Below are 26,998 nucleotides of genomic sequence, written 5' to 3'. Positions count from 1 at the left end.
TGTCTTCCGCGGCTATAACAGCAACTTTATCACTCGCACGGGGCGAATTTCGCATAAGACTACTCCGTTAGGAGGTCCAACAGTGACTGAAGCCAACACACAACCGGAGGTGAACATCGGTCTCGTCGGTCACGTCGACCACGGGAAGACGACGCTCGTGCAGGCGTTGTCCGGCTCGTGGACCGACCAGCACAGCGAGGAAATGAAACGCGGCATCTCGATCCGGCTGGGATACGCGGACGCGACGTTCCGGCGCTGTCCCGGCGTCGACGCGCCCGAGTGTTACACCGTCGACGAGGAGTGCGAGGACGGCTCCGAGAGCGAGCCGATTCGGACGGTCTCGTTCGTCGACGCGCCGGGCCACGAGACGCTGATGGCGACGATGCTCTCCGGCGCATCGATCATGGACGGCGCCGTGCTCGTCGTGAGCGCGACCGAAGACGTCCCGCAGGCGCAGACGGAAGAGCACCTGATGGCGCTCGATCTCATCGGGATCGAGAACGTCGTCATCGCGCAGAACAAGGTCGACCTGGTCGACCGCGACCGCGCGGTGGACAACTACCAGCAGATCCAGGAGTTCGTCGAGGGCACGGTCGCGGAGGACGCGCCGATCGTCCCCGTTTCCGCGCAACAGGAGGTCAACCTCGACCTGCTCATCGACGCCATCGAGACGGAGATCCCGACCCCCGACCGCGACCCGGGCGAGAGCGCCCGCATGTACGCGGCCCGCTCGTTCGACATCAACCGTCCGGGCGCGACCGCTGCGGACCTCAAGGGCGGGGTCGTCGGCGGCTCGCTCGTCAGCGGCGAGCTGTCCGTCGGCGACGGGCTGGAGATCCGACCCGGCCGCGAGGTCGACGAAGAGGGCCAGACGGAGTGGCGCCCGCTCGAAACGACGGTGCGCTCGCTGCAGGCCGGCAGCAACGACGTGGAGTCCGCCCGTCCGGGCGGGCTGCTCGGCGTCGGCACCGGACTCGACCCGAGCCTGACGAAGGGCGACGCGCTCGCGGGACAGGTCGCCGGCGAGCCCGGCACGCTCCCGCCGACGCGCAACGAGTTCGAGATGCAGGTCGACCTCCTCGACCGCGTCGTCGGGAAGGAGGACGACGAAAGCGGCGAGAGCGACATCGAGGACATCAACACCGGCGAGCCGCTGATGCTCACGGTCGGCACCGCGACCACGGTCGGCGCGGTGACGAGCGCCCGCGACGGCGAGTGCGAAGTGAGCCTCAAGCGTCCGGTCTGCGCCGAGGAGGGCGCTCAGATCGCGATCAACCGGCGCGTCGGCGCGCGCTGGCGACTCATCGGCGTCGGGACGCTGTCGTAGCGTGGTCGACGACGCCCGCGCGGACGATCCGGAGCCGACGCCCGCGGGCGGCGCCCGTTCCGAGGGGCTCGCGGGAGACGGTCCCGACGGCGCTCCGCTCGTCGCGCTCGACGCGAGCGCCCTGATGGCGCCGGTCGAGGCCGACCTCCGGCTGTTCGAGGAGCTCGATCGGCTCCTCGGCGCCTACGAGGTCGTGGTCCCGACGGCGGTCGTGTCGGAGCTGGACCGGCTGCAGGGCGGCAACGGCGAGGCGGCGACCGCGGCGAGCGTGGGCGCGGACCTCGCGACCCGGGCGGAAGCGGTGGAGACGACAGAATCGTACGCCGACGACGCGCTGGTCGAACTGGTCTCCGAGGGCCGGGTCGACGGCGTCGTCACCAACGATCGACCGCTGGCGAACCGAGTGCTGGAGGCGGGCGCACCAGTAATCGGTTTAAGGGGTCGGAACACACTGGCGATAACGGAACCCTAGCGGACGCGGACAACCAACGAATATGTACAAACGAGTTCGACTCAAGGATACGGTGGAGGTGCCGCCGAAACACCTGGCGGACGTCACCGACGAGCGGGTGAAAGCCCTGCTGCAGGACAAACTGGAAGGACGAATGGACGAGGACGTGGGGAGCGTCGTGAGCGTCATCGAGGTCCACGATATCGGCGACGGCGCGGTGTTGCACAACCGCCCCGGCGTCTACTACGAGGCCGAGTTCGACGCGCTGACGTACGACCCGGACATGCAGGAGGTCGCCGACGGTACGGTCGTCGAGACGGTCGAGTTCGGTGCCTTCGTCGGCATCGGCCCGGTCGACGGCCTGCTGCACGTCTCGCAGATCACCGACGAGTACCTCACCTTTGACGGGGCGAACCAGCAGCTCGCTTCCTCCGACTCCGACAAGACCCTCGGCGTCGACGACGCCGTCCGGGTGCGCGTGGTGACCAAGAGCATCGACGAGCGCAACCCGCGCGACTCGAAGATCGGGCTCACCGCCAAACAGCCCGGCCTCGGGAAACACGAGTGGTTGGAGGGGCAGCGACAACACCGCGAACAGACCGGTGAGGAGGCCGACTGATGGCCGAAGACCGCCTGGCGTGTCGTGAGTGCCACCACGTCAACGACCCCGACTCACAGACCTGCGAACACTGCGGGTCGTCGTCGCTCACCGAGGACTGGGCGGGCTACGTCATCATCACCCAGCCCGAGGAGAGCCAGATCGCGGACGAGATGAACGTCACGAAGCCCGGCTCGTACGCGCTGAAAGTCAGATAGGACGGCGGTTCGCGGCGACGGTTTCGGCCACCACTCCACCATGCTCACACTCCCCGACTCGCTGCGCGACGCGTTCAAGGAGCCGCTCGGCCCGGTGACGACGGACGCCGACGAACTGCTCGCGGGGGCGGCGGAGACCCGCGGCGAGCGGGTCGCGCCCGACGCCCCCATCATCGCGGTCGGTGACGTGGTCACCTACCACCTGCGGGAGGCGGGGCGCGTCCCCGACGTCGCGCTGATCGACGGAAAGACCGAGCGCGAGGCGGTCGACGCGGCGATCGAGTCCGCGCTCACGGCCGCGAACGCCCGCCGGATCCCGGTGGAGAACCCCCCCGCGTCGCTGTCGGCGGAACTGTTCGAAGCGCTCTCCGAGGCGCTCTCCGACGACGACCCGGTTATCATCGAGGTGACCGGAGAAGAGGATCTGGCCACCCTCCCGGCGATTCTCGCCGCCCCCGACGGTGCGAGCGTCGTCTACGGTCAGCCGGGCGAGGGGATGGTCCGCGTCGCGGTCACGCCGGAGACCCGCGAGAACGCCCGAGAGCTGTTCGAGGCGCTCGACGGCGACATCGAGGCGGCCTACAAGGCGCTCGGCCGGAGCCCCGGCGGAGATACGTGAGATCCGGGCGGAGACCGCCGAACGCTCGCCGCCGGCAGCACCCCCGCTTCGAAATCCTTTTACAGCTTTCGAGGCGATATACCCGTAACTGAACCATGGACGTCGATATCATCTCCGAAGAGGAGAACCCGATGTTGCACCGCACGGACATTCGTTTCGAGACGACCCACGAGGAGGCGACGCCTTCCCGTCTGTCGGTCCGTGACTCGCTCGCGGCCAAGCTGGACAAGGCCTCCGAGGAGGTCGTCGTCCACGAACTGGACACGAAGTTCGGCATGCGCAAGACGGTCGGCTACGCGAAGGTGTACGACAACGCGGAGGACGCGCTCGATGTCGAGCAGGAGTACATGCTCGAACGCAACAAGATCGGCGGCGAGGGCGACGCGGACGCCGAAGAGGCCTGACCACGCCGGATGCGCGTTCTCGGCATCGAGGGGACCGCGTGGTGTGCAAGCGCCGCCCTGTACGACGCCGAGGCCGACTCCGTTCTCATTGAATCTGACCCGTACGAGCCGGACAGCGGCGGCATTCACCCGCGCGAGGCGGCCGAGCACATGTCCGAGGCGATCCCCGGGGTCGTCGACGCGGTGCTCACCGCGGCCGAGGACGAACACGGCCCGGACGCGATCGACGCGGTCGCCTTCTCGAAGGGGCCGGGGCTCGGACCCTGTCTCCGCACCGTCGGCACGGCCGCTCGGTCGCTCGCGGGGGCGCTCGACGTGCCGCTCGCCGGCGTCAACCACATGGTGGCGCACCTCGAGATCGGTCGCCACCAGTCCGGCTTCGAGAACCCGGTGTGTCTGAACGCCTCCGGCGCGAACGCCCACCTGCTCGGCTACCACGACGGACGCTACCGCGTGCTCGGCGAAACGATGGACGCCGGGGTCGGCAACGCGATAGACAAGTTCACTCGTCACGTCGGCTGGGACCACCCCGGCGGCCCGAAGGTCGAGGCGGCGGCGCGGCGGTACGCCGAGGAGCACTCGGGCGATCTCCTCGACCTCCCGTACGTCGTCAAGGGGATGGACTTCTCCTTCTCCGGGATCAGCTCCGCGGCGAACGACGCGTACGACGACGGGGTCCCCGTCGAGAAGATCTGCTTTTCGCTGCAGGAGCACGTGTTCGCGATGCTGACGGAGGTCTCGGAGCGCGCCCTCTCGCTGACGGGCGCCGACGAGATCGTGTTGGGCGGCGGGGTCGCGCAGAACGACCGGCTCCGCGAGATGCTGGCCTCCATGTGTGCGGAACGCGGCGCGAGGTTCCACGCGCCGGAGCCCCGTTTCCTCCGCGACAACGCGGGAATGATCGCCGTGTTGGGGGCGAAGATGGCGCGGGCCGGCGACACCGTCCCGATCCCCGAATCCGCGATCGACCCGAACTTCCGTCCGGATCAGGTGCCCGTGACGTGGCGGTCCGGCGAGTCCGTCGCTCGCGGACGCGGTCCCGGATCGGATGCCGACGGGACCGATGCCGACCGGCGGGGCGCCGAAGCGACGGTGGAGTTCGTCTCCGAAGCGGACGGCGCCGGTGGTCGCCGCGTGATCAAGCGACGCGTCCCGAAGACGTACCGCCACCCCGAACTCGACCGGACGCTCAGGCGTGATCGGACGGTCGCGGAGGCCAGACTGACGAGCGAGGCGCGCCGGGCGGGGGTGCCGACGCCGCTGGTGCACGACGCCGACGTGCAACGGGCGACGCTGACGCTCCAGCACGTCGGCGACCGCGACCTCGCCGCCGCCGTCGACGAAGGGACGGTGCACGCGCGGTCGGTGGGTCGGCACCTCGCGCGGCTCCACGCGGCGGGGATCGTTCACGGGGACCCCACCACGCGAAACGCGCGAGTCGGAGTGCGGGCAGCGCCGCAGGAGTCGGCGGCCGCGACCGAGGACGACCGGACCGCGCTCATCGACTTCGGGCTCGCGTACCACACCGGTCACGTCGAGGACCACGCGATGGACCTCCACGTGTTCGAGGGTTCCGTCCGCGCGACAGCGACCGACCCGGAACCGCTGATCGAGGCGTTCGAGGCCGGGTACGCGGCGGTCGGCGACGAGGGCGTTCTCGACCGGCTCCGCGACGTGGAGGGGCGCGGCCGGTACCGGTGAGCGGCGGGACGGAGGACCTGTGAGCCGCCGGGAGACGACGAACGGCGCCGAGTTGCGCCACGCTTTATATCCCCGGCGACTGATATGCCGGTATGGCAGACAAACCGTCTTCGGGAGAGATCCTCGGAATCCCGTACAACTTCGAGCGGCCGAGCCTCGGCCGGCTGCTCTCGTCGTACTGGCAGCCCAGCAAGGGGATGTTGGTGGAGAAGCCGTTCGGCATCGGCTACACGCTGAACCTCGCGAACTGGCGGTCGTGGATCGTCCTCGCCGTCGCCGGCGGGCTCTACTACCAGCAGACGCAGTCTGCGGGGGGCGCGAGCTCGTCCGACGACGACGCGGACGCGAGCGACGAGCCGGTCGAAGTGATCGTCGACGACGACTGATCGGGGGCCCCGACGGGGAGCGGTCGCCGACCGATCGTTGACGACGTTGACGAGCCGCCGACACCCGGTCCGGAAGCCGGTCGCGGCGAACCGGTTTTCAGTTGCGATTACGGGACGGCGTCATTTAAATACCAGAAGGCTGTACCGAAGGCAATGAAAGTCCAGTTCGAGTGCTCGTGCTCGGAGGAGATCTCCGAGTTCACCCGCGGGGAGGCGAGCCGCGGGGTTCACGTCGAATGCGGGAACTGCGGGGCGGTGTACGCGGTGACGATCACGGAACTCGACTAGGTTCGCGGTCGAGGGTCCGCTCTTCTGTCCCCTCTTCTGCTCACCTTCCACTCAGCCGTTATCGACCGGTCTCTCCCCGCTTCCGTCCGCGACCGTGTCGGCTCGCGCCGTACCGCTCCCGCGCGACGCCCGCTGTCTCGCCTCTGCCGTCGATGCCGTTCCCGCCGGGTCATCGACCGACTCGAACCGGAGTCGGACCGTCGTCCCGTCGTCGTTCGTCTCGAAGCCGACGGTTCCGCCCTGCGTCTCGCACATCCACTTGACGAGCCAGAGCCCGATGCTGCTCGCGTGCGACAGCGGCGTCTCCTCCTCGGCCCGCAACACCGCCCGCTCGTCGTCGGGGATCCCCGGGCCGTTGTCACTGACCGCTAAGCAGACCGTCGAGCCGCGCTCGGTGACTCGGGCGTCGACCCGGCGCGTCGACTCGTCGTTGTGCGTGACGGCGTTCTCGAACACCTCTCGGATCGGGTACTCGATCGACTCGTCCGCGCGGACCCACGCTTCGGCCGGCGCGTCGACGGTGAGCGCGACGTCCGCGCGGTCGACCTCCGCGGCCGCCTCGCGGACCGCGTCGGCGAGATCGACCCGTCCGCTCGGGGGCGCGGGCGACGCGTCCTCGATGACGCGCAGTTTCTCGCTGATCTCGACCACGTCGTCGGTCGTCTCCCGGATCGTCTCCAGACACTCCTGGCTCCGCTCGTCCTCGACCCGGTCGGCGAGCAGGTCCGTGTACCCCTGAATGACGTTGAGGTCGTTCCGCACGTTGTGGCGGAACACTCTGCTCAACACCTGCAGCTGCTGGTTCGAGGTTTCGAGCTCACTCCGGGCGGAAACCGCACGCCGCCGCTGATACGTCGTCGCACCGTAGAGCACCAGCGACGAGGTGCCGACCAACGCCCACCCGTCGACGACACGCGCCGGCGTCCACGTCGAGAGCGATCCGACCGCCGCCCCCACCGCGAGGTCCGCCGCGACGACGAACAGCGACCCCAGACAGAGATACGCGGCGGCGAGCTTCCGCGGGGATCGGTCGAAGACGAGATCGGATTCTAATTTCATTTATACTCTACTAAACCTCGAACAATTTCTGGCGTAACTAACGGCAGTCCCCGGGAGGTATTAAACTTTGACCGGCGTCACCACGACTTGCAGTCGGGGCAGACGCGGTCCCCGTCGTCGAGCCAGCGGCGCTCGACGCGGTCGCCGCACCGCTCGCAGTCGGCGCCGCCGGCGGTCCACGTCGCCGTCGCCGTGGCGGGCGTCGGCTCCTCGACACTCTCCCCGTCGTCCGGCTCCGCGGATGAGGAGTCGTCGTCTGGGGTCTCGGTCGTCTCGGTTTCGTCGTCTGTGCCCCCGGCCGTCTCGGTTTCGGCCGCGCCGGTGTCCGCGCCCGCTCCGCCGAACTCGTCGAGCGAGCGGTCCTCGGGCATCTACGCCTCCCGCCGGAGCCGCGCCACGACGTAGTCGCGCTCGAGTTCGCCCAGGAACTCGCCGAGCCGCGGCCCCTGGGTGTCGTCGAAGAAGAGGCGGTAGCCGGCGGCGAAGAAGTCGCTCACCTCTACGTCGTGTGCGCGCGCCGTCTCGTACATCTCCGACTGGATCGCGTCGCCGTCGTTGCCCGCAGCGACGAAGTCAGCGAGATCGTCGAGCGCGGCCGCGACGTCATCGTCGAAGTCCACGTCGGGCAGCTCCGTCTGAAGCCGGTAGTCGTACTCGTTGCCGGTGCGTTCCGCCCAGCTGCGCGCCTTCTCGACGCGGGCCAGCGCCGCCTCGACAGTCTCGTCGTCGGCGTCGTCGGGGATGTGCCCCTCGTCGCGGGCGAGCCGCTCGCGGAAGGCGGGGTCGTCGACCATCCCGAGCACGGCCGCGAAGGTGTACGGGAGCCGGACGGGCTTCTCCTCGGGCGGGTCGTCCGCGCGCCCGACAACGAACGGATAGGCGCGCTCGGCGAAGGCGGTCAGGTCTTCGTCGTCGACCTCGCCGAAGTACGCGCGCTCGAACCGATCGAAGCGGTCGACGAGCTGGTCGAGCCGCTCGATGTCCAGGTCTCGGGCCTTCTTCGGGTGGAGCGCGAAGAAGTACCGGAGCACCGCGGGTTCGAGGAGCTCGAGCAGCTCGGGGACGGTGACGATGTTGCCGGCCGACGAGGAGAGCGGCTCGCCGTTGAGCGTGAACCACTCGTACACCATCGGCACCGGCGGCTCGCTCCCGAACACGTTCCGCGCCACGTCGACGCCGGAGGGCCACGAGCCCTCCGCGTGGTCCTTTCCGAACGGCTCGAAGTCGACGCCGAGCACGTCCCACTGGCCGGGCCACTCCAGCCGCCACGGGAGCTTCCCCTCGCGGAACGTGGCGGTTCCCTCGTGGCCGCATCCCTCGATGACGTTGTCGCCGACCTCCATGTCGGTGCAGACGTACGCGACGGTCCCGGCGTCGGCGTCGACGCTCGTCACCGTCTCCGTGATCTTCCCGCACTCGGCGCACACCGGGTTGAACGGGACGTACTCCCCGTCGACCTTATCCTGGTACTTCGAGAGCACCTCGCGGACCCCGTCGAGATCCGAGAGGACGGTCCGGGTCACGTCGTCGAAGTCGCCGTCGGCGTACAGCTCCGTGTTCGAGACCATCTCGACCGGGATGTCCAGCCGGTCGGCGTCGGCCTTCAGCAGCGCGGCGAAGTGGGCGGCGTACGACTCGCGCTCGCCGAACGGGTCCGGGATCGCGGTGTACGGCTTCCCGAGGTTCCGGCCGAGCGCGCCGGCGTCCACTTCGCCGAGCCCGACGATCTCGCCGTCCGCGTTCGCCAGCTTCCGCGGGAGCTTGCGGAGCGGATCTTTGTCGTCGGAGGTGAACACCTGCCGGACCTCGTGGCCCCGCTCGCGAAGCACCGCCGCGACGAAGTACCCCCGGATGATCTCGTTGAAGTTGCCGAGGTGCGCGACCCCAGAGGGGGAGACGCCCCCCTTGATCACGATCGGCTCGTCCGGGTCGCGCGCCTCTACCTCGTCCGCCACCACGTCGGCCCAGAAGGCGTGGAACTCCTCGCCGCCGTCCTCGTCGATTCCGTCGGCGCCGCCTCCTGCGCCGCCGGCCTCGCTCCCCTGCTCGGAGAGGATGTGGGGTGAGTCGGCGTCGCTCACGCGTCGCTCGCCCCCGTCCAGTAGGTCGGTTCGTCGCTCCCGGTCGGAATCACGTCGGTTCCGGTGTGGCTACCGCGGAGCACCGCGTCGACGACCGCGCTCGGGTCGGTACCGTCGAGGACGATCGACCGGATACCCGCCCGGTCGATCAGCTTGGCCGCGAGCAGGTCGACGGGCGCGGACGCCCCGGCGTTCCGACTCATGGGGAGGACGATGTCGACGAGCTCCGCCGGCGACATCGACCCGAACTGGGTCGCGTCCGGGTCGGCGTTGGGGTCGGCGTCGTACACGCCGTTAGCGCTCGTCGCGTACACCAGCAGGTCGGCGTCGATCGACTCCGCGAAGGCGGCAGCGACCGCGTCCGTGGTCTGACCGGGGGTCATCCCCCCCATCACCGACACCTCTCCGCGGCGGAGGGCGGCCGCCGCCTCCTCGTACCCCGTCGCCGGCGAGAGGTTCGCGCCGTCGTCGAGCGCGGCGATCAGCAGGCGGGCGTTGAGCCGGGTGGTTCCGATGCCGAGCTGATCGAGCTCGACCTCGTTCGCGCCCAAGTCGCGCGCGGTCTCGATGTACTCGCGCGCGACACCACCCCCGCCGACGACGACGCCGACCTCGCAGCCGTCGGCCACCAGCCGCTCGATCGCCTCGGCGTACGCGGCCACCCGGTCGGAGTCCAGATCCGGCGCGAGCACGCTCCCGCCGATAGAAACGACGACTCTCATTACGGCGGAATACCCCTGTCGCGGTCTTAAGGATTATCAAGCGGAACAGGTGGGAAGGCGGAAACGGGAGATCGGCGACACGGGCGAGACCGGCCCTGCCGCCGGGAAACGCCTAAGCCGCTCGCAGCCCGCCTTCGAGTATGCAACCGATTTCGATCGTCGGGCCGGGAGCGACCGACCTCGCGGGACGCCTCGCGGATCGGCTCGACGGACGAGTGGCGGTCGTCGACTGCGAGACGGAGACGGGGGAGGGTACCCGCCGATCCGCCGACTCCGAGGCGACCGACGGCGGTGTCGCGGTGGGACGAGGCGACGGCGACGGGGTAGCGTCGCCGACCGCAGACACGACGCTCGCGCTCGGCTCCGACGGGTCGTGGACGGGACGCGGCCGCGTCGGCGGGTTCGACGATCTCCTCGACGGGCTCGCGCCCGATCACGACTATCTCGTCGCCGTCGGCGAGTCCCGCCTGCGCGTCCCGACGGTCCTGCTCGGTGCCGACGCGGAACCGGGTGACGTCCCCGGCCCGGTCGTCGCCGCCGCCGACGCGCCCGACGAGATCGCCCTCACCGGGCTCGTCGCGGAGTTGGCAGACGCGGAGCCGTGGATCACCCGGGAGACGCTCGTGAGTCGCGTGGAGGCGTCTGCGGACGCGGACCGCGCCGGCGCCATCGCGACGTTCACCGGGCGCGTTCGGGCGCGCGACGCACCCGACGACGACCGGACGACCCATCTCGCGTTCGAGAAGTACGAGGGGGTCGCGGCGGAGCGGATGGACGGCATCGCGGCCGAGCTGGCCGAGCGCGACGGCGTGTTCGAGGTTCGGATGCACCACCGGACCGGCGTCATCGAGGCGGGCGAGGACATCGTGTTCGTCGTCGTCCTCGCCGGCCACCGCCGGGAGGCGTTCCGGACCGTCGAGGACGGGATCGACCGGCTGAAAGACGAGGTGCCGATATTCAAGAAGGAGACCACGGAAGCCGAGGAGTTCTGGGTCCACCGGCGGGAGTAGTCCCGGCGGCGCCGGGTTGCGAGCGCTCTGAGTGGCCACGGACGTGGGGGCGACCGCGCGCGGACGAGGGCGTTGGCCGTCTCGTTGCGGATCTTTCTGCCGGTACACGACGGGTCCTCACGCCGAACGAACCGGAATCGCTTGGCTACCGACGATCCATATCGAAGGATTCTGAGACAGTTATAAAACGTCTAACCGATTCTGAAATACTTGTGAACGATCCGTCTGACACCTTTTACTCCCCCGTCGTCGCCTGAAACGCGATGAAAGCTACTGAACACCCCCCAACGGTCTTACCTTTATAACATCCTCCGGGGAGAAGCAGGGAGTGTACCATGAGCGCGACTGCAAACCCCTCCACGACCGCGACAACGACCGACGACCTCAGCAAGGAAGAGCGGCTGAAGCGGTACCTGCTCGACCGCGCGGAGGACGGTGAGATGTACTTCAAGGGGAAGTTCATCTCCGAGGACGTCGAGCTCTCGCCGAAGGAGATCGGCGCCCTGATGGTGAAGCTCCGCGACTCCGCCACGGAGCTCACCGTCGAGAAGTGGTCGTACACCGGCGCGACGACGTGGCGCGTCGAGCCGGCCTGACCGTCCGGAGCGTCCCGCCGCGGCCGAACAGCGCGCCCGTGCGCGTCCCCGCATCGACGGACTGACTCCCTTCGGTCCCTGCCACTGAGCTCCGCTCTCAACCCCAGTACCGCTCCCCACTCTCCGTTCTCCCCCGTCTCGCCCGCGACCGCTTCCTCACTCTCGTCCCGCTGAAGGCCGCGCGTCGCTCGATCCGCACGGCTCGGACCTCTCTGTCGACCCGACCGAGAGCCGCTTCGCCCGACGCGGGGTTTATACTCGCCGACCAGCTACGACCGACGATGCCAGAACACGAGGACGGGGAGCCGTCGGGCGCGTCCGACGTTCCGCGTCCGGAGCCGCTCCGGACGTTCTTCCGGGTCGACGAGGTGCGCCGGGAAGACGGTCGCGTTCGGTACGTCGGGGAGTCGTATATCCCGGAGCGCACGCTGCTGCGGAAGCTGGTTCCGGGGTTCCGCGACGCCGGATACGACGTCGACTTGGAGGCGGTCGAGGGGGGGCACGTCGTCGTCGCGACGCCGTTCGACCGCGGGCGCGACGGGGTCCCGTGGGTCAACGTCGCGATGTTCGCGGCGACGGTCCTGTCGACGCTGTTCGTGGGCGCGTACGGGTGGTACTACATCGGCTGGGAGGAGATCGCGGCGGATCCGCTCGTCATGCTGCGGGCGTGGCCGTTCACCGCCGCGGTGCTCGGCGTCCTGATGACCCACGAGCTCGGCCACTACGTCGCCGGACGCTACCACGGCGTCGACGTCTCGCTGCCGTACGTCATCCCGTTCATCTTCCCGTTCGGCACCCTCGGAGCGATCATCCGGATGCGGGGCCGGATGCCCTCGCGGAAGGCCCTGTTCGACATCGGAGTCGCCGGCCCGATCGCCGGGCTGGTCGCGACCGTCGTCGTCACCGCGATCGGGCTCTCGCTCGACCCGATCCGGGTCCCGGCCGAGATCGCGAACGCCTCCGGGCCGGTGATCCGCTTCAACAACCCCCCGCTGTTGGGGCTCATCGCCGACCTCCTCGGTCAGCCGACGGCATATGAGGATCCGTCCCTCTCCGCCCACCCGGTGGTGATCGGCGGCTGGGTCGGGATGTTCTTCACCCTGCTCAATCTCCTCCCGGTCGGACAGCTCGACGGGGGGCACATGGTCCGGGCCATGGTCGGCCCGCGACAGGAGACCGTCGCGGCGCTGGTCCCCGGGGCCCTCTTCACGATCGCCGCCTACCTCTACTTCTGGCGCGGCTTCGGCCTCGACCAGTCCGTGGGGCTCTGGGCGTTTTGGGGGGTGTTCTCGCTCGTGATCGCGTTCAACGGCCCCGCGAACCCGGCCGACGAGGAGCGGCTCGACTGGGCCCGCCTCGCCGTCGGGATCGGGACGTTCGTGGTCGGGGCGCTCTGTTTCCTCCTCGTTCCGATCGAAGTCGTCGGGGCGTAAGGGCATCGGGGCGCGGCCGGCAGCGCGTCTGGTCTCCGGAACGTGCGGTCGGCGGGCCGCTCCCGCCGTGAGCTGGGTCAGTCCTCGCGTCGCTTCTTCATCCCCTGTCTGGTGAACTGGGGGGTCGCGCGGAGCCCGCGCTTCCTCCGGAACGAGCGGTAGAGCGCGACGGCGAGCGGGGCGGCGAGCAGGAGGACGACCGCCGCGAGCCGCCACGACTGGGCGAACGAGTAGAGGATCGTCGCCGAGAGCACGCCGACGGCGAGCAGCACCGAGTAGGCGATCCGCATCGCGAGCTTGTCGAGGACGTTCGAGCCGTCGTCGATCGTGACGTCGACGTGGAGGTCGCCGCGGTTCGCCCGGTCGAGGAAGTCGTCGGCCTTCGGGGGAACCGTGAACAGCGCTTCCGCCGTCTTCTGGGCCTGCTGTCCGGCGTCCTCCGCGAGGTTGCGGGCGGTCTGCTCGTAGTACCCCTCCTCCTTGAGGTACTCCGTCGCGGTCGAGATGAAGTCGAACTCGGGGTCGAGCGTGACGCAGACCCCTTCGACGACGGTCGCGACGCGCAACACGAGCGCGAGGTTCGGCGGGAGCCGCAGCGGGAACTCGTAGATCGTCGACTCCACCTGTTCGATGATCTGGTTCACCTGGTACTGTTCGATGTCCTCCCCGCTGGCGTCCGCGATGGCCAGCTCCATGACGTTCCCCATCACGTCGCGGTCGGCCTCCGGCGAGAGGGTCCCCATCGCGATCAGCGTATCGAGGATGCCGTCGATGTCCTGCCGGGCGACCGCGACGTAGAAGTCGACGATCTTCTCTTGGATGAACGGGTCCACGCGTCCGGCCATCCCGAAGTCGTAGAAGATCACGGCCCCGCGCTCGTCGACCGCGAGGTTCCCGGGGTGGGGGTCGGCGTGGAACACGCCGTCCTCGATGATCATCTGGAGGTACACCTCTTGAAGCGTCTCTGCGATGGCGTTCCGGTCGATCCCCGCGTCGTCGAGGGCGCCGGTGTCGCTGATCTTGGTCCCCGGAATGTACTCCATCGTGAGCACGCGCGGGCCGGAGACCGCCTCGAAGGCGGCGGGGATCCGGATCCGATCCTCGTCCGCGAAGTTGGCGCGGATCTCCTCGAGCATCTCCCGCTCGCGGTCGTAGTCCATCTCCTCGCGGATCGTCTTCGCGAACTCGTCCGCGAGGTTCTCCAAGGAGAAGGCCCGCCCGCTGCCGATGAACCGCCGGACCAGCGGGATCGACCACCGGATCGTCCGGAGGTCGGCCTCGACGAGCGACTCGATCCCCGGTCGCCGGACCTTGACGGCCACGTCGGTCCCCTCGTAGCGCGCGGTGTACACCTGCCCGAGGCTCGCGCCGCTTATCGGCTCCCGGTCGAAGTCGTCGAACGTCTCGTCGACCGGACCGAGCTCGTCTTCGAGGACGGTCTTCGACTCCGCCCACGGGGCCGGCGGCACGTCGTCTTGGAGCCCCTCCAACACCTCGATGTACGCCGGCGGGAGGATGTCCGGCCGCGTCGAGAGGATCTGTCCGAGCTTGATGAACGTGGGCCCGAGCGTGAGCAGGATGTCGAGGAGGATGGCGGCGCGTTCGCGCTGCGTCTCGGGGTCGACCTCGCGGCCGCCGCCGAACAGGAAGTACCGCTTCCGGTCTCGCCAGTAGGCGACGATCAGCGGCGAGAACTGCCGCATGACCACGAAGAACCGCCAGTATGCGCGGAGGTTAACCAGCGTAACCACCCATCAGGCGCCGTCGGCCTCGTCGTCCCCGGCCTCGTCGACCGGGATGGTGCGGGAGGTGCCGCCGGTCCGCTTGGGGATCGTCACTTCGAGCACCCCCCGGTCCATCTCGGCGTCGGCGCCGCTACCGTCCGCGTCGCCGGGGAGGGGGAGCTCCACGTCGAGGAACAGCGGTCGGTCTTCACGCACGTAGCGGAACCCCTCGGGGACCGACTTCTCGCGCCGTCCTTCGATGGCGATCCGGCCGTCCTCCGCGAGGACCTCGGTGGTCTCGGCGGCGGCGCCGGGGAGGTCGACGACGAGCACGTACCCCTCGTCGGATTCAAGCAGGTCCGCAAACACCGCGTCCGGGAGGTCCCGGAGCGCGTCGCGTAACGCTGACATGTACAGTAGTACGGTCGCCGCGGCGAAAAAGGTGTGGAAAGGGGGGGACGCTCCCGCCGGGGACCGGTTAGCCGCTGAAGTCGAGATCGAGCTCGCTGATGTCCTCTCCCTGCGACTCCCCCGGAAGAATGTCACCGAGTCCGGCGCCGAACGCCGCGGCGGCCCAGACGACGGCCACGCGTGAGATCCGTTCGAGCCCGGTGGGATCCCCCTCGTGAAGCCGGCCCCAGAGGGCCAGCATGAACGCCGAGGTAAACAGGGAGACGAGCAAGATGCCGGCGTAGCGCCGCGGGACGAGGCCGAGTATCGGGTGGCTGATCGCTATCTGTCGGAAGTCGGCGAAGTACAGCAGGCCGGCGGTCATGACCAGGACGAACCCCACGTGGGCGAGCAGGAGGACGGGCACGCCGCCCGGCGTCACCGCGGCGAACCACGCCGCGATCTCGAAGACGCCCCCCTCAACGAGCAGGGGGAGCGCGAAGAGGACCGACCCCACGAACGCCTCGGCCATGTCGCGGGACGTGTACTTGGTGATTCGCGTGGTGAACGCGGCGCTCCCGGGCATCCGCTCGACGAGCGAGATGGTCTGGCGAACCTCCTCGCGCTCGTGCCCCTCGTCGACCGTGTCGCGCAGGGCGTCGAGCTTCGCGAGCAGGTCGTTAATGTCCGGGTCTGCGGGACCCTGTGTGGCGTCCCGCTCGCGTGCGGCGTCTGATCTGGGGCCGCTCTCGGGGGAGTCGGCCCCCCCGCGAGGCTCGGAGTGATCGGCGTCACCCTCGGAGCGAGAGCCGTCCATTGGGGGTCGATCGAGACCGTGGTTTAAAAAGCGTGCCGGCGCCCTCGCGGCTGGCGGCGGCGAACGAGTTAAGTAATGGGGTGTGCTATCGTGGCACACGAGGTGAGTACGGAAGATATCGAGGACCGGGCCCAACAGCGACCGACGATCAGGTGGTATCGAACAGAGGTCTGTCCAGACGGCTTCCGGACGCGGGTCGCGTCCCCGTTCCGGGGCGCGCCCCCGGCGACCGCTTCGCTCGCCGCGGCTTTTTGAGGACGTGCGCGGACGACGAGCCGACGCTACGCCGCCGGGTCAATCCGCGAGCAGAACGCCGTGAGCGCCGCGTTGAACGCTTCCGGCCGTTCGAGCATCGCGAGGTGCGCGGCGCCCTCGATCGTCGCGCGCTCGCAGTCCTCGATTCGCTCCGCGAGGTAGTCGTGGTAGTCGACGGGCGTGAGCGCGTCGTGTTCGCCGACGACCGCGAGCGACGGGACCGCGACCTCGTCGAGGCGGTCGCGGACGTCGAAGGCGTGGCAGGTGCGGAAGTCGCGTTCGGTGACGGCGCGCCCGCACGCCCGCATCCCGGCGCGCGACAGCTCCGCGTACTCCGGCGGCGCGTCGTGGAACAGCCGGTCGGGCTCGTGGAGCAGTTCGATCGCCCGATCGAAGTCGGTCGCGAGCGCGGTGCGGAGGGGTTCGGCGACGGTGAGCTTCGCGCCCGTGCCGGCGAGCACGATCCCGTCGAGCGACAGGTCGCGCTCCATCGCCACCCACAGCGCGACGGCTCCCCCCAGCGAGTTGCCACAGAGGACGGTCGCGCCCGTCGCCTCCGCGACGGCGACCACGTCGTTCGCGTACTCCGCGAGCGCGTCGCGCCCGGCCGGCGCGTCCACGTCGTCGCTGTCGCCGTGGCCCGAGAGGTCGAGCGCAACGACGGGGAATCGGTCGCTCACGCGCGCCTGCGCCTTCCAGATGTCTTTGCTCCCTCCGCTTCCATGGACGAAACAGACCGTCGGTCCGTCGCCGCCGCGGTCGGAGATTCGGTAGGCGGTGTCGCGCCCGTGGTGTGTGACCCGCTCCATGGAGGTTGGTCCCGCGCGCCGCCTCATAAAGGTCGCCGCCGCGCCCGGATCGACCCCCGAACCGCAACACTACCGATACGCCGTCGATATCTCACGTCATGCGATTTTAGGCGATATATTTATATACTCTCGCGCCTAACTTGTAGTTAGCATGAATCACCAACAGACCCGATCGACCGGCGACGGCGCGTTGCTCCGCCGGTACGAGTACGAGGACGGGTGGGTCGTCGCCGCCGATCTGGGCGCCGACGCCGTGAACGTCTCCGTCGACACCGTCGGCGAGACAGCGATCGTCGTGATCGAGGGAGACGGCGAGCCCGTCGAGTCGGAGTTCGAGCTCCCGGGCGAGGCCGATTCGGTCGTCGTCGAGAACGGCGTGATCACCGTGGAGGGACAGCGATGAAGCTCACCGTCAGACCGCTGAAACAGAAGGACGCCGGACGCCGCCTCGCGGCGATCGACCGCGTCGCCGCCGAGGAGCTCGGGCTCTCCGGCGGAGACATCGTTCGCGTCGAGGGACCGGACGGGGCCGCGATCGCCCGCGTCTGGCCCGGCTACCCCGAAGACGACGGAACCGGCGTCGTGCGTATCGACGGCCGACTTCGCCAGGAGGCGAACGTCGGGATCGACGACCGCGTGACGGTCGAGGACGTCGACGTCTCGCGGGCGGAGTCGGTGACGATCGCGTTCCCGAGCCAGCTCCGCGTCCGCGGGCAGATCGCCCCGTTCATCCGCGACAAGCTCTCCGGGCAGCCGGTGACCGAGGGCCAGACGATCCGCACGTCGATGGGGTTCGGGCTGATGGGCGGCCAGTCGCAGGCGGTGCCGATGAAAGTCGCCTCGACGACCCCCTCCGGCACCGTCGTCATCACCGACGACACCGAGATCGAGATCTCCGAGGTCCCCGCCGAGGAGCTGGCCGAGCCGAGCGGCGACGGCGACGCCGCGAGCGAGGGTCCCGACGTGACCTACGAGGACATCGGCGGGCTCGACAGCGAGCTCGAACAGGTCCGGGAGATGATCGAGCTGCCGATGCGGCACCCGGAGCTGTTCAAGCGGCTCGGGATCGACCCGCCGAAGGGCGTGCTCCTGCACGGCCCGCCGGGCACCGGGAAGACGCTGATCGCGAAGGCCGTCGCCAACGAGATCGACGCGAACTTCCACACGATCTCCGGCCCGGAGATCATGTCGAAGTACTACGGCGAGTCGGAGGAGAAGCTCCGCGAGGTGTTCGAGGAGGCGTCCGAGGAGTCGCCCGCGATCATCTTCATGGACGAGCTCGACTCCATCGCGCCGAAGCGCGAGGAGGCCGGCGGCGACGTGGAGCGCCGCGTCGTGGCCCAGCTGCTCTCGCTGATGGACGGGCTCGAAGAGCGCGGTGAGGTCGTCGTCATCGGGGCGACGAACCGCGTCGACGCCATCGACCCCGCGCTCCGGCGCGGGGGCCGGTTCGACCGCGAGATCGAGGTCGGGGTCCCGGACCGCGACGGACGGAAGGAGATCCTGCAGGTCCACACGCGGAACATGCCGCTGGTCGACGAGATCGACTTGGACGAGTACGCCGAGAACACGCACGGCTTCGTCGGGGCCGACCTCGAATCGCTGGCGAAGGAGTCGGCGATGCACGCGCTGCGGCGCATCCGCCCCGAGATCGACCTCGAAAGCGACGAGATCGACGCCGACGTGCTGAACTCCATCCAGGTCACGGAGTCCGACTTCAAGGAGGCGATGAAGGGGATCGAACCCTCCGCGCTCCGCGAGGTGTTCGTCGAAGTCCCGGACGTGAGCTGGGAGCAGGTCGGCGGGTTGGAGGGCATCAAAGAGCGGCTCCGCGAGACGATCCAGTGGCCGCTCGAGTACCCCGAAGTGTTCGAGGAGCTCGACATGCAGGCCGCCAAGGGCGTGCTGATGTACGGGCCGCCGGGCACGGGGAAGACCCTGCTCGCGAAGGCCGTCGCCAACGAGAGCGAGTCGAACTTCATCTCGATCAAGGGGCCCGAGCTGCTGAACAAGTACGTGGGCGAGTCCGAGAAGGGCGTCCGCGAGGTGTTCAGCAAGGCCCGCGAGAACGCGCCGACGATCGTGTTCTTCGACGAGATCGACTCGATCGCGACCGAGCGCGGCAAGAACTCCGGTGACTCCGGCGTCGGCGAACGCGTCGTCTCCCAGCTGCTGACGGAGCTCGACGGGCTCGAGTCGCTGGAGGACGTGGTCGTCATCGCGACGACGAACCGCCCGGACCTCATCGACTCGGCGCTGCTCCGCCCCGGCCGGCTGGACCGCCACGTGCACGTCCCCGTGCCGGACGAGGACGCGCGCCGGAAGATCCTGGAGGTCCACACCCGGAACAAGCCGCTGGCCGACGACGTCGACCTCGACGCGATCGCTCGGAAGACCGAGGGGTACGTCGGCGCCGACATCGAGGCGGTGGCCCGCGAGGCGTCGATGAACGCCTCCCGGGAGTTCATCGGCAGCGTCACGCGCGAGGAAGTCGGCGAGTCCGTCGGCAACGTCCGCGTCACGATGCAGCACTTCGAGGACGCCCTGGACGAGGTGAACCCGAGCGTCACCCCCGAGACGCGCGAGCGTTACGAGGAGATCGAACAGCAGTTCCGCCGGTCGGAGGTCGAATCTGCGGAGACCGAGCCCGGCACGGCGTTCCAGTAGTCGGCCCGGCTTCGGTCAGCGTCGGTCCGCGGCGGCGATTTTTCCAACGGTACCCGACGGCTCACACGACGCCCAGCGTCGACAGCAGGTAGAGCACGGCGACGACGACGATCCCGATCGTGACGAGCCGCCACGCGAGCTTCAACACGAACTTCCCGAGGATGATCACGACTGCCACGGCGACGAGCGCGACGAGTAGCTGTCCGGTCTGGCTGCCGAGGATGCCGGCCTGAAGCGGTATCGAGGCCGCGAGCGCGGCGAGCGAAGTGGTCATGTCCGCGTCCACGGCGAGGTCCGGCATAAGTTTGTGGGAGGGCGCTCGAGCGGCCAGTTGTCGAACTCTGACAGGTTCGCAGCAAGAACTTCGCCAAACGACGACAAATGATCACCGGTCCGTCGGCCGTGAGCGCGGGACCGCGCCGCACCCTTCGGCGCATCGCCGTCTCGAAACCCCCCTTTTGTTCCGGTGGGGAGACGGCTCATTACCCCGGTTTTCTCGGTGGCCGATCAGTTTCACCCCGGTCTGGCTACGCTTATGTGTCCGGAGTCCGTTCGTTGCCGACGTACCGAAATCCAACGTCAGACGCGCGGAACGGACGTTGCATAACGAATCGTACATATCGCGACTGTCGGGTCCGAACATCCGAACGTACAAGGGCCCGCCTCGCCAGTACATCAACACTACAGATGATCCATATCCCACGCCAACCGAGCGGGGTGGCCGTCGAATGAGCAGCGACGGCGTCGCCGCCGACGAACTCGAACTGCCGATCAAACGCACCACGGGCGAGACGATGGAGGAGCGTCTCACGGCCAACGCCTATCACAACATCCTGCCCGCGCGCTACCTCCGGAAGAACGCGGACGGGGAGGCGATCGAAGACCCCGAGGAGCTGTTCGACCGCGTCGCGCGCAACGTCGCGCTCGCGGAGGCCGTCTTCGAGGCCGAGAAACAGGGCGTCGAGGTCACGGTCACGCCCGACCAGCTGAAGCCCGACCACCCGCGGCGCGACGAGCTCGCCGCCGAGGTCTTCGGCACGGGCACGACCGCGGACGACGAGGTCGAGACGGCGCTCACCGCGCACAACGTCAACAAGTTCGCGTACGACACGGTCGTCCCCGAGCTGCCCGAGAGCGTGCGCGACCACGTCGAAGCGACCGCGGACCGGTTCCGCGACGGGATGGAACAGCTCTCCTTCATGCCGAACTCGCCGACGCTGATGAACGCGGGCGACGAGCTCCAGCAGCTCTCCGCCTGCTTCGTCGACTCCCCCGACGACGACATCACCGACATTCACCAGACCGCCAAGGAGGCGGCCGAGGTGTTCCAGTCCGGCGGCGGCATGGGGTACGCGTTCTGGAAGCTCCGCCCCTACGGCGACTCCGTCGGCTCGACGGGCGGCATCGCCTCCGGGCCGATCACGTTCATGCGGACGTTCGACCAGATGTGCGAGACGATCGCGCAGGGCGGCGCGCGACGCGGCGCGCAGATGGGCGTCATGCGCGTCTCCCATCCCGACGTCATCCAGTTCATCCACTCGAAGAACAAGGACGTCTCGCTGGCGCACTCGCTCCGGCTGAACGACCCCGACGACTTCACCCACAACTCCTTCGCGGACGCCTTGGAAGAGGCCCGCGACCTCATCGACGACGACGGGAAGGTCCCCGAACACCTCCGCAACGCGGTCGAGGGCCACCTGTCGAACTTCAACATCAGCGTCGGCGTCACGGACGACTTCATGGAGGCGCTGTACAACGACGAGGAGTTCACCTTCACGAACCCCCGCACCGAGGAGCCGCACATCGCGACGCCGGAGACGAAGGAGATCTACGACATGTTCGGCCTCGGCGAGCACGTCGAGGTCGGCGAGGAGCTCTCGATCCCCGCCCAAGAGCTGTGGGACGACATGATCGAGGGCGCTCACGAGAACGGGGAGCCGGGCGTCATCTACCTCGAACGCGTGAACAAGGAGCACTCGTTCGACGTCGAGGAGCACCCCGATCACCGGATCCTCGCGACGAACCCCTGCGGCGAGCAGCCGCTCGAGGAGTACGAGGCGTGTAACCTCGGCCACATCAACCTCTCGACGCTCGCGGCGCAGGACGCGCCGGACTGGCGCGTCTGGTCCGAGGCGCACGCCGACGAGTACGACTCGCAGGCGGCGGCGATCGACGCCTTCCTCGAGGAGGCGATCGACTTCGAGGAGTTCGACGAGCGGATCGACTACGGGACCCGCTTCCTGGAGAACGTGGTCACGATGTCGGACTTCCCGGTCGAGAAGATCGAACAGAAGGTCCGCGACATGCGGAAGATCGGGCTCGGCATCATGGGGCTCGCACAGCTGTACATCCAGCTCGGGATCCAGTACGGCACCGAGCCGGGCAACGAGGTCGCCCGCCAGCTGATGACCCACATCAACCACGCGTCGAAGCAGACCTCCCACAAGCTCGCCGAGGAGCGCGGAACGTTCAACGACTGGGAGGAGTCGAAGTACGCGAACCCCACCGAGTACCGCGAGTGGTTCGAGCACTACACCGGCCTCGACGCCGACGAGTGGGAAGATGGCTTCCCGGTGCGCAACCACAACACGACGACGATCGCGCCCACGGGCACGACGTCGATGATCGGCAACACCACCGGCGGCTGTGAGCCCATCTACAACGTCGCCTACTACAAGAACGTCTCCGACGACGTGCAGGGCGACGAGATGCTCGTCGAGTTCGACGACTACTTCCTCCGCACCTTAGAGGAGAACGACGTCGACGTCGACGCCGTCAAACAGGAGGCCCAAGAGCAGATGGCGACGAACGAGTTCGACGGCGTTGACGGCCTGGAGACGGTGCCGGACGCCATCGGCGAACTGTTCGTCGTCACCGGCGACCTCTCCGGCAAGCAGCACGCGGCGGTCCAGTGCGCGTGTCAGGAGGGCGTCGACTCCGCCATCTCGAAGACGTGTAACTTCCCGAACGACGCCACCGCCGAGGAGATGGAAGAGGTGTACCGCTACATCTACGACCACGGCGGCAAGGGCGTCACCGTCTACCGCGACGGCACCCGCTCGAAGCAGGTGCTCACGACGCGCGCGAAGAACACGGAGTTCGCCGACGAGAGCGAGGCGGCCGAGGCGATCGTCGAGCAGATCGGCGAGGTGTTCGGCGGCATCGAGTCGTTCCTCGACAACGAGGATGTCCAGCGGGCGATCGACGCGGAGATCTCGGACCTGCTCGAGGCCAGCGAGCAGCCCCGGATCGACTACAGCGAACGCAGTCCGCGCCCGGACTCCCTGAACGGCGTCACGCAGCGGGTCGAGACGGGGTACGGAAAGCTGTACGTCACCATCAACGAGGACGAGAAGGGGCTGCCGTTCGAGCTGTTCGCGAACATCGGCCACTCCGGCGGCTACACCAACTCCTTCACCGAGGCGCTCGCGAAGGTCATCTCGACGGCGCTCCGCTCGGGCGTCGACCCCGAGGAGATCGTCGACGAGCTGCAGGGCACCCGGAGCCCGAAGGTCGCGTGGGACAAAGGCGAGCAGATCCAGTCTATCCCGGACGCGATCGGCACCGCGCTCCGCCGCTACCTCGACGACGAGATCGACAAGGGGATCCCCCAACAGCAGAGCCTCGACGACGTGGAGGGCGTCGCCGAACCCCCGAGCCAGACCGACGGCGGCGCGGTCAGCGCGTCGTCCGCGACCGACGTTTCGGGCGCCGACGCTCCCGAGACCGCGGACGACGCGGCCGGCGCCGACGACGCGATGCAGGAACTGATCGCGGCGGGCGAGTCGCCCGAGTGTCCCGAGTGCGGCGGGATGAATCTCTACTACTCCGAGGGCTGCAAGACGTGCGAGTCGTGCGGCTGGTCGGAGTGCTAGGCGGGAGCGGCCGTCGGTAACGGACGCTCGACGACGCGATTTTCGCTTCTTGCCGTGGTGTACTGCGCACCGCTATCGACCGCGTTCGGGCTACGCGCACGTCACGGAACGCAGGTCGGTACCGACACAGCGGCGGAACGAAACCGGACGGCAGGAGAGAGCCGCAAGAGACCGAGAGAGTTGAAAGACACCGGGAGAGACCGCCGGCGTCGAACCGCGTCGTCGCCTCAGAACGTCTCCAGGTAGCGGTCCTCCTCCCACTCGGACACCTGGGTGAGGTACTCGCTGAACTCCTGGGACTTCGCCTCGGCGAACTTCTCGGAGGTGTGCGGACCGAGCGCCTCCTGCATCACTTCGTCCGCCTCCAACTCCTCGACCGCGGCGCCGAGGTTCGGCGGCAGCGTCTCGATGCCGTACTCCTGACGCTTCTCGTCGTCGAACTCGTAGATGTCCTCGCGGACCGGGTCGCCGGGGTCGGCCTCCGTCTTGATCCCGTCGAGGCCGGCGGCGATGAGCGACGCCATCCCGAGGTAGGGGTTACAGGACGGGTCGGGGCTGCGGACCTCGAACCGCGCGGAGACGCCGGCCGCGTCGGGGACGCGGACGAGCGCCGAGCGGTTCGTGTCGGACCACGCGACGTAGATGGGTGCCTCGTAGCCGGGCACGAGGCGCTTGTAGGAGTTCACGGTCGGGTTGGTGACGGCCGTGAACGCGGGCGCGTGGTTCAGGATACCGCCCATGAACTGGTAGGCGGTCTCGCTCAGGTTGAACTCGTCCGAGTCGTCGGCGAACGCGTTGCCGTCCTCGTCGAACAGCGAGATGTGGCTGTGCATCCCCGAGCCGTTGATGTCGGCGATCGGCTTGGGCATGAACGTCGCGTGCAGGTCGTGCTGCTCGGCGACCGCGCGGACGACGGCGCGGAACGTCGCGATGTTGTCCGCGGTGGTGAGCGCGTCGTCGTACTTGAAGTTGATCTCGTGTTGCCCCTCGGCGACCTCGTGGTGCGAGGCCTCGATCTCGAAGCCCATCTTCTCCAAGGTGAAGATGATCTCCTTGCGCACGTCGGACGCGAGGTCCTTCGGCGCCAGATCGAAGTACCCGCCGTTGTCGTGGGGGATCGTCGTCGCGTTGCCGTCGTCGTCCTTCTCGAACAGGAAGAACTCCGGCTCCGGCCCGATCGAGACGGAGTAACCCATCTCCTCGGCCTCCTCGAGGACGCGCTTGAGCACCTGACGCGGACCGCCGACGAACGGTTCGCCCTCCGTGGTCACGATGTCACAGATGAGCCGCGCGGCCCCGCTGTCGCCGTTGCCGTCGCTCCGCCACGGGAGCACCGCGAACGTCTCGGGGTCGGGGACGAGACGCATGTCCGACTCCTGAATCCGTACGAACCCCTCGATGGAGGAGCCGTCGAAGTAGATCCCCTCGGTGAACGCCTTCTCCGCCTGGTGGGCGGGGACGGAGACGTTCTTCACGACGCCGAGAATGTCGGTGAACTGGAGCCGCAGGAAATCGACGTTTTTCTCTTCGATCTCGTCGAGTACTGCCTGTTCTTCGGCCGTGAGGCCGCCGTCCGGTTTCGCGTGTTCGTCCGTCATGTTCTGGACGTTTCATTCGTTATCTGCCAGTATAAAGGCCTTATCGCTTGGCGCATGAACCGCCAGTCGCGCAAAAATGCTGGACGTTCGTAAAATTATAAACCCCTGACGACGTGGATAGGTGTGATGACGTACGAAAACCTCGATGCGAAACTCGTCAACTCCCTTCTCAGCAACGGGCGGGCGAGTCTCAGAAGCCTCGGCGACGAGCTCGACGTATCGGTGACGACGGTGTCGAACCACCTCCGCGATCTCGAGGACGAGGGGGTGATTCGGGGGTACACCCCGATCGTCGACTACGACAAGCTCGGCTACGACGTGACGGCGGTGCTCCAGCTCAAAGTCGAGGGGAGCGCGCTCCCCGACGTGACCGAGAAGCTCCGGCAGGAGAAGCAGATGGTGAGCGTCTACGAGGTCACGGGAGATTACGACGTGATCGCCATCGGGAAGTTCACCGACACGGACGGGATGAACGAGCAGATCAAGTCGATCCTCACCGACGCGGACATCCGCGAATCGAACACCAGCGTCGTGCTCAACCCCGTCACCGAAAACGAACAGTTCGACCTCGACCTCAACGAGGAGTAGTCGCCGCCGAGCGCACGAGGACGAGTCGTCAGTCCTCCGCTCTCCCCTTTCCGTATCCGACTCCCGGTCGCGCTGGTCCCGCCTACTGCTCCGCGGCCGCCGCCTCCAGGACCTCCACGGCCGGCAGCGGCTCGCCCGTCAGCGCCCGGATGTACGCCCCGCCGGCGATCGAGACGTGCGAGAACGCCGACTCGTCGAGCCCGTACATCTCGATCGCCCGCGAGGTGTCGCCGCCGCCGACCACCGAGAAGCAGTCGGTCTCGGCGATCGCTTCGAGCACGCCCACGGTGCCGTCCGCGAAGCGCTCGTCCTCGAAGACGCCGAGCGCGCCCTTCACGAACACCGCGTCGGACTCGCGGATCGGCGGCTCGTAGGCCGCCACCGTCTCCGACCCGACGTCGAGGTACCCCTCCGTCTTCTCGTCGATGTCGTCGACGGCGACCTCCGCGCGGTCGCCGTCGGGGCCCTCGTACGCGAGGTCGGTCGCGAGCCGGATCTCGTCGCCGCGCTCGTCGAGCACCGACTCGATCAGCTCGCGGTTCTCGTCCCACTGCTCGTCGAACAGGTCCATCTCTCCCACGTCGTGGCCGACCGGGTGCCCCGCGGCGCGCAAGAAGAGCTCGCCGGCGACGCCCCCGAGCAGGAAGCGGTCGACCCGGTCGTCTAAGGCGTCCATCACGCCGATCACGTCGGTCGCCTTCGTCCCGCCGACGACCATCGTCACCGGGCCGTCGAACTCGCGGGTCGCGATGGCGGTGTTGGCCTCGTACTCCGTCTCCATCACGCGGCCCGCGTACGAGGGGAGCGCGAGCGGGAAGCCGACAAGCGAGGCGTGCTTCCGGTGGGCCGCCGAGTAGGCGTCGTTGACGTACGCGTCGAACCGCGGGGCGAGCGTCGTCACGAACTCCGTCTCGGCCTTCGCCTCGGGCGACTCCTCGGGGAGCTCGTCGTCGCACATCCGGGTGTTCTCCAACAGGAGCACCTCGCCCGCGCCGAGCGCGTCGATCGCCGCCAGCGCCTCGTCGCCGTAGGTGTCCGCGACGAAGGCGACCTCGCGGCCGACGTGGTCCGCGAGGATGTCGGCGTGCCCGGCGAGCGACGTGAAGTCGTCCCGGCCCGGGCGGCCCTGATGGGCCAGCAGGACGACGCGGTGGCCGGCGTCGGCGAGCTCGCGGACCGTCTCGGCGTGGCGCTCGAACCGGCGGTTGTCCTGCGGTTCTCCGTCCTCGATGGGGGAGTTGAGGTCGAGCCGAACGAGGACGCGCGAGTCTGCCGGGAGGCTGTCGATGGTGTCGAACGTGGACATGAGTGAACAGTCGTCGATGAAATATTTAAGCGGTGGTTCTCCGGGGGAACGTTGCCGCCGGGGTGCCGGGGCGTTC

At 68.4% G+C, this 26,998-nt stretch carries 27 protein-coding genes; 16 read left to right on the top strand and 11 right to left on the bottom strand.

Annotated features, from left to right (window positions below; translation table 11 throughout):
• Positions 1-82 precede the first annotated feature (82 nt).
• The 9 genes from ACT4MF_RS08415 to ACT4MF_RS08375 all read left to right on the top strand — a co-directional run bounded on the left by ACT4MF_RS08415 (position 83) and on the right by ACT4MF_RS08375 (position 5,992).
• Positions 83-1,327 (top strand): translation initiation factor IF-2 subunit gamma, encoded by a 1,245-nt coding sequence (locus ACT4MF_RS08415; RefSeq protein WP_099256526.1) that lies wholly within the window; start codon positions 83-85, stop codon positions 1,325-1,327.
• Between the two features lies 1 nt (position 1,328).
• Entirely contained in the window at positions 1,329-1,799 is a 471-nt protein-coding gene (locus ACT4MF_RS08410) for a type II toxin-antitoxin system VapC family toxin (protein WP_099256525.1), read from the top strand.
• 22 nt (positions 1,800-1,821) lie between these two features.
• On the top strand, positions 1,822-2,397 hold the full coding sequence (locus tag ACT4MF_RS08405; protein ID WP_008007806.1) for a DNA-directed RNA polymerase: 576 nt from the start codon (positions 1,822-1,824) through the stop codon (positions 2,395-2,397).
• Positions 2,397-2,594 (top strand): transcription elongation factor subunit Spt4, encoded by a 198-nt coding sequence (spt4, locus tag ACT4MF_RS08400; RefSeq protein WP_099256524.1) that lies wholly within the window; start codon positions 2,397-2,399, stop codon positions 2,592-2,594. The genes ACT4MF_RS08405 and spt4 overlap by 1 nt, the downstream gene beginning before the upstream one ends.
• Positions 2,595-2,634: 40 nt before the next feature.
• A complete protein-coding gene (locus ACT4MF_RS08395; RefSeq protein WP_099256523.1) occupies positions 2,635-3,213 on the top strand; it encodes a GTP-dependent dephospho-CoA kinase family protein in 579 nt (192 codons plus the stop codon).
• 95 nt (positions 3,214-3,308) lie between these two features.
• Positions 3,309-3,617 (top strand): 30S ribosomal protein S24e, encoded by a 309-nt coding sequence (locus tag ACT4MF_RS08390; protein WP_099256522.1) that lies wholly within the window; start codon positions 3,309-3,311, stop codon positions 3,615-3,617.
• Positions 3,618-3,626: 9 nt separating this feature from the next.
• On the top strand, positions 3,627-5,318 hold the full coding sequence (locus ACT4MF_RS08385) for a bifunctional N(6)-L-threonylcarbamoyladenine synthase/serine/threonine protein kinase (RefSeq protein WP_444682253.1): 1,692 nt from the start codon (positions 3,627-3,629) through the stop codon (positions 5,316-5,318).
• 92 nt (positions 5,319-5,410) lie between these two features.
• Positions 5,411-5,704, top strand: a complete 294-nt coding sequence (locus ACT4MF_RS08380; protein WP_444682254.1) for a DUF5808 domain-containing protein — start codon at positions 5,411-5,413, stop codon at positions 5,702-5,704.
• Positions 5,705-5,857: 153 nt separating this feature from the next.
• Complete coding sequence (locus ACT4MF_RS08375; protein WP_008847522.1) at positions 5,858-5,992, top strand: hypothetical protein; 135 nt, start codon at positions 5,858-5,860, stop codon at positions 5,990-5,992.
• A gap of 51 nt (positions 5,993-6,043) precedes the next feature.
• On the opposite strand, the gene ACT4MF_RS08370 is transcribed toward ACT4MF_RS08375, so the two are convergent.
• The 4 genes from ACT4MF_RS08370 to pyrH form a co-directional block, all read right to left on the bottom strand.
• On the bottom strand, positions 6,044-7,051 hold the full coding sequence (locus tag ACT4MF_RS08370; RefSeq protein WP_444682255.1) for a sensor histidine kinase: 1,008 nt from the start codon (positions 7,049-7,051) through the stop codon (positions 6,044-6,046).
• A 77-nt stretch (positions 7,052-7,128) separates the two neighbouring features.
• The gene (locus ACT4MF_RS08365) at positions 7,129-7,422 is read right to left on the bottom strand and encodes a DUF7573 domain-containing protein (RefSeq protein ID WP_444682256.1); all 294 of its coding nucleotides are present in this window, start codon (positions 7,420-7,422) and stop codon (positions 7,129-7,131) included.
• Positions 7,423-9,132: a lysine--tRNA ligase gene (gene lysS / locus ACT4MF_RS08360; RefSeq protein ID WP_444682257.1), complete on the bottom strand. Its 1,710-nt coding sequence runs from the start codon at positions 9,130-9,132 to the stop codon at positions 7,423-7,425.
• Entirely contained in the window at positions 9,129-9,854 is a 726-nt protein-coding gene (pyrH, locus tag ACT4MF_RS08355; RefSeq protein WP_099256516.1) for a UMP kinase, read from the bottom strand. The genes lysS and pyrH overlap by 4 nt, the downstream gene beginning before the upstream one ends.
• A 140-nt stretch (positions 9,855-9,994) precedes the next feature.
• On the opposite strand from pyrH, the gene ACT4MF_RS08350 reads away from it, so the two are divergent.
• From ACT4MF_RS08350 to ACT4MF_RS08340, 3 genes are all read left to right on the top strand, one after another.
• Complete coding sequence (locus ACT4MF_RS08350; protein WP_444682258.1) at positions 9,995-10,864, top strand: molybdopterin synthase; 870 nt, start codon at positions 9,995-9,997, stop codon at positions 10,862-10,864.
• Positions 10,865-11,199: 335 nt separating this feature from the next.
• Positions 11,200-11,460, top strand: coding sequence for a DUF7123 family protein (locus ACT4MF_RS08345; RefSeq protein ID WP_004047147.1), 261 nt, complete (start codon positions 11,200-11,202; stop codon positions 11,458-11,460).
• 281 nt (positions 11,461-11,741) lie between these two features.
• The gene (locus ACT4MF_RS08340; protein WP_444682259.1) at positions 11,742-12,893 is read left to right on the top strand and encodes a site-2 protease family protein; all 1,152 of its coding nucleotides are present in this window, start codon (positions 11,742-11,744) and stop codon (positions 12,891-12,893) included.
• A gap of 77 nt (positions 12,894-12,970) precedes the next feature.
• On the opposite strand, the gene ACT4MF_RS08335 is transcribed toward ACT4MF_RS08340, so the two are convergent.
• The 4 genes from ACT4MF_RS08335 to ACT4MF_RS08320 form a co-directional block, all read right to left on the bottom strand.
• Complete coding sequence (locus ACT4MF_RS08335) at positions 12,971-14,644, bottom strand: ABC1 kinase family protein (RefSeq protein WP_444682260.1); 1,674 nt, start codon at positions 14,642-14,644, stop codon at positions 12,971-12,973.
• A gap of 3 nt (positions 14,645-14,647) precedes the next feature.
• Positions 14,648-15,028: an Hsp20/alpha crystallin family protein gene (locus tag ACT4MF_RS08330; protein ID WP_444682261.1), complete on the bottom strand. Its 381-nt coding sequence runs from the start codon at positions 15,026-15,028 to the stop codon at positions 14,648-14,650.
• Positions 15,029-15,095: 67 nt separating this feature from the next.
• Positions 15,096-15,824: a DUF2391 domain-containing protein gene (locus ACT4MF_RS08325; protein WP_444682262.1), complete on the bottom strand. Its 729-nt coding sequence runs from the start codon at positions 15,822-15,824 to the stop codon at positions 15,096-15,098.
• 281 nt (positions 15,825-16,105) lie between these two features.
• Positions 16,106-16,888, bottom strand: a complete 783-nt coding sequence (locus tag ACT4MF_RS08320; RefSeq protein ID WP_444682263.1) for an alpha/beta fold hydrolase — start codon at positions 16,886-16,888, stop codon at positions 16,106-16,108.
• 151 nt (positions 16,889-17,039) lie between these two features.
• Between ACT4MF_RS08320 and ACT4MF_RS08315 the strand changes: the two genes are divergently transcribed.
• A complete protein-coding gene (locus ACT4MF_RS08315; protein WP_099256509.1) occupies positions 17,040-17,291 on the top strand; it encodes a DUF7127 family protein in 252 nt (83 codons plus the stop codon).
• Positions 17,288-19,555, top strand: coding sequence for a CDC48 family AAA ATPase (locus ACT4MF_RS08310; protein ID WP_444682264.1), 2,268 nt, complete (start codon positions 17,288-17,290; stop codon positions 19,553-19,555). The genes ACT4MF_RS08315 and ACT4MF_RS08310 overlap by 4 nt, the downstream gene beginning before the upstream one ends.
• A gap of 61 nt (positions 19,556-19,616) precedes the next feature.
• Here the strand turns inward: ACT4MF_RS08310 and ACT4MF_RS08305 are convergent, their stop codons facing one another.
• Positions 19,617-19,856: a DUF8029 family protein gene (locus tag ACT4MF_RS08305; RefSeq protein ID WP_099256507.1), complete on the bottom strand. Its 240-nt coding sequence runs from the start codon at positions 19,854-19,856 to the stop codon at positions 19,617-19,619.
• Positions 19,857-20,283: 427 nt separating this feature from the next.
• On the opposite strand from ACT4MF_RS08305, the gene ACT4MF_RS08300 reads away from it, so the two are divergent.
• Entirely contained in the window at positions 20,284-23,430 is a 3,147-nt protein-coding gene (locus ACT4MF_RS08300) for an adenosylcobalamin-dependent ribonucleoside-diphosphate reductase (protein ID WP_444682265.1), read from the top strand.
• 227 nt (positions 23,431-23,657) lie between these two features.
• Here the strand turns inward: ACT4MF_RS08300 and glnA are convergent, their stop codons facing one another.
• The gene (gene glnA / locus ACT4MF_RS08295; RefSeq protein ID WP_099256505.1) at positions 23,658-25,028 is read right to left on the bottom strand and encodes a type I glutamate--ammonia ligase; all 1,371 of its coding nucleotides are present in this window, start codon (positions 25,026-25,028) and stop codon (positions 23,658-23,660) included.
• A 126-nt stretch (positions 25,029-25,154) separates the two neighbouring features.
• On the opposite strand from glnA, the gene lrp reads away from it, so the two are divergent.
• Positions 25,155-25,616, top strand: a complete 462-nt coding sequence (gene lrp, locus ACT4MF_RS08290; protein ID WP_004047126.1) for an HTH-type transcriptional regulator Lrp — start codon at positions 25,155-25,157, stop codon at positions 25,614-25,616.
• An 82-nt stretch (positions 25,617-25,698) separates the two neighbouring features.
• On the opposite strand, the gene ACT4MF_RS08285 is transcribed toward lrp, so the two are convergent.
• Complete coding sequence (locus ACT4MF_RS08285) at positions 25,699-26,922, bottom strand: phosphoglycerate kinase (protein WP_444682266.1); 1,224 nt, start codon at positions 26,920-26,922, stop codon at positions 25,699-25,701.
• Between the last annotated feature and the right edge of the window lie 76 nt (positions 26,923-26,998).

The organism is Halorubrum sp. FL23 (assembly GCF_052439115.2).
Lineage (GTDB): Archaea > Halobacteriota > Halobacteria > Halobacteriales > Haloferacaceae > Halorubrum > Halorubrum persicum.
Note: the sequence above shows the minus strand (reverse complement) of the source record. Positions and strands in the feature narration are given on the sequence as shown.

What these genes read in the sequence shown, in the direction of transcription:
- ACT4MF_RS08405 (WP_008007806.1), top strand. Translation starts at nt 1,822, where the DNA reads ATGTACAAACGAGTTCGACTCAAGGATACGGTGGAGGTGCCGCCGAAA.
- spt4 (WP_099256524.1), top strand. Translation starts at nt 2,397, where the DNA reads ATGGCCGAAGACCGCCTGGCGTGTCGTGAGTGCCACCACGTCAACGAC.
- ACT4MF_RS08395 (WP_099256523.1), top strand. Translation starts at nt 2,635, where the DNA reads ATGCTCACACTCCCCGACTCGCTGCGCGACGCGTTCAAGGAGCCGCTC.
- ACT4MF_RS08390 (WP_099256522.1), top strand. Translation starts at nt 3,309, where the DNA reads ATGGACGTCGATATCATCTCCGAAGAGGAGAACCCGATGTTGCACCGC.
- ACT4MF_RS08385 (WP_444682253.1), top strand. Translation starts at nt 3,627, where the DNA reads ATGCGCGTTCTCGGCATCGAGGGGACCGCGTGGTGTGCAAGCGCCGCC.
- ACT4MF_RS08380 (WP_444682254.1), top strand. Translation starts at nt 5,411, where the DNA reads ATGGCAGACAAACCGTCTTCGGGAGAGATCCTCGGAATCCCGTACAAC.
- ACT4MF_RS08375 (WP_008847522.1), top strand. Translation starts at nt 5,858, where the DNA reads ATGAAAGTCCAGTTCGAGTGCTCGTGCTCGGAGGAGATCTCCGAGTTC.
- ACT4MF_RS08370 (WP_444682255.1), bottom strand. Translation starts at nt 7,051, where the DNA reads ATGAAATTAGAATCCGATCTCGTCTTCGACCGATCCCCGCGGAAGCTC.
- ACT4MF_RS08365 (WP_444682256.1), bottom strand. Translation starts at nt 7,422, where the DNA reads ATGCCCGAGGACCGCTCGCTCGACGAGTTCGGCGGAGCGGGCGCGGAC.
- pyrH (WP_099256516.1), bottom strand. Translation starts at nt 9,854, where the DNA reads ATGAGAGTCGTCGTTTCTATCGGCGGGAGCGTGCTCGCGCCGGATCTG.
- ACT4MF_RS08350 (WP_444682258.1), top strand. Translation starts at nt 9,995, where the DNA reads ATGCAACCGATTTCGATCGTCGGGCCGGGAGCGACCGACCTCGCGGGA.
- ACT4MF_RS08345 (WP_004047147.1), top strand. Translation starts at nt 11,200, where the DNA reads ATGAGCGCGACTGCAAACCCCTCCACGACCGCGACAACGACCGACGAC.
- ACT4MF_RS08340 (WP_444682259.1), top strand. Translation starts at nt 11,742, where the DNA reads ATGCCAGAACACGAGGACGGGGAGCCGTCGGGCGCGTCCGACGTTCCG.
- ACT4MF_RS08330 (WP_444682261.1), bottom strand. Translation starts at nt 15,028, where the DNA reads ATGTCAGCGTTACGCGACGCGCTCCGGGACCTCCCGGACGCGGTGTTT.
- ACT4MF_RS08325 (WP_444682262.1), bottom strand. Translation starts at nt 15,824, where the DNA reads ATGGACGGCTCTCGCTCCGAGGGTGACGCCGATCACTCCGAGCCTCGC.
- ACT4MF_RS08320 (WP_444682263.1), bottom strand. Translation starts at nt 16,888, where the DNA reads ATGGAGCGGGTCACACACCACGGGCGCGACACCGCCTACCGAATCTCC.
- ACT4MF_RS08315 (WP_099256509.1), top strand. Translation starts at nt 17,040, where the DNA reads ATGAATCACCAACAGACCCGATCGACCGGCGACGGCGCGTTGCTCCGC.
- ACT4MF_RS08310 (WP_444682264.1), top strand. Translation starts at nt 17,288, where the DNA reads ATGAAGCTCACCGTCAGACCGCTGAAACAGAAGGACGCCGGACGCCGC.
- ACT4MF_RS08305 (WP_099256507.1), bottom strand. Translation starts at nt 19,856, where the DNA reads ATGCCGGACCTCGCCGTGGACGCGGACATGACCACTTCGCTCGCCGCG.
- ACT4MF_RS08300 (WP_444682265.1), top strand. Translation starts at nt 20,284, where the DNA reads ATGAGCAGCGACGGCGTCGCCGCCGACGAACTCGAACTGCCGATCAAA.
- glnA (WP_099256505.1), bottom strand. Translation starts at nt 25,028, where the DNA reads ATGACGGACGAACACGCGAAACCGGACGGCGGCCTCACGGCCGAAGAA.
- lrp (WP_004047126.1), top strand. Translation starts at nt 25,155, where the DNA reads ATGACGTACGAAAACCTCGATGCGAAACTCGTCAACTCCCTTCTCAGC.
- ACT4MF_RS08285 (WP_444682266.1), bottom strand. Translation starts at nt 26,922, where the DNA reads ATGTCCACGTTCGACACCATCGACAGCCTCCCGGCAGACTCGCGCGTC.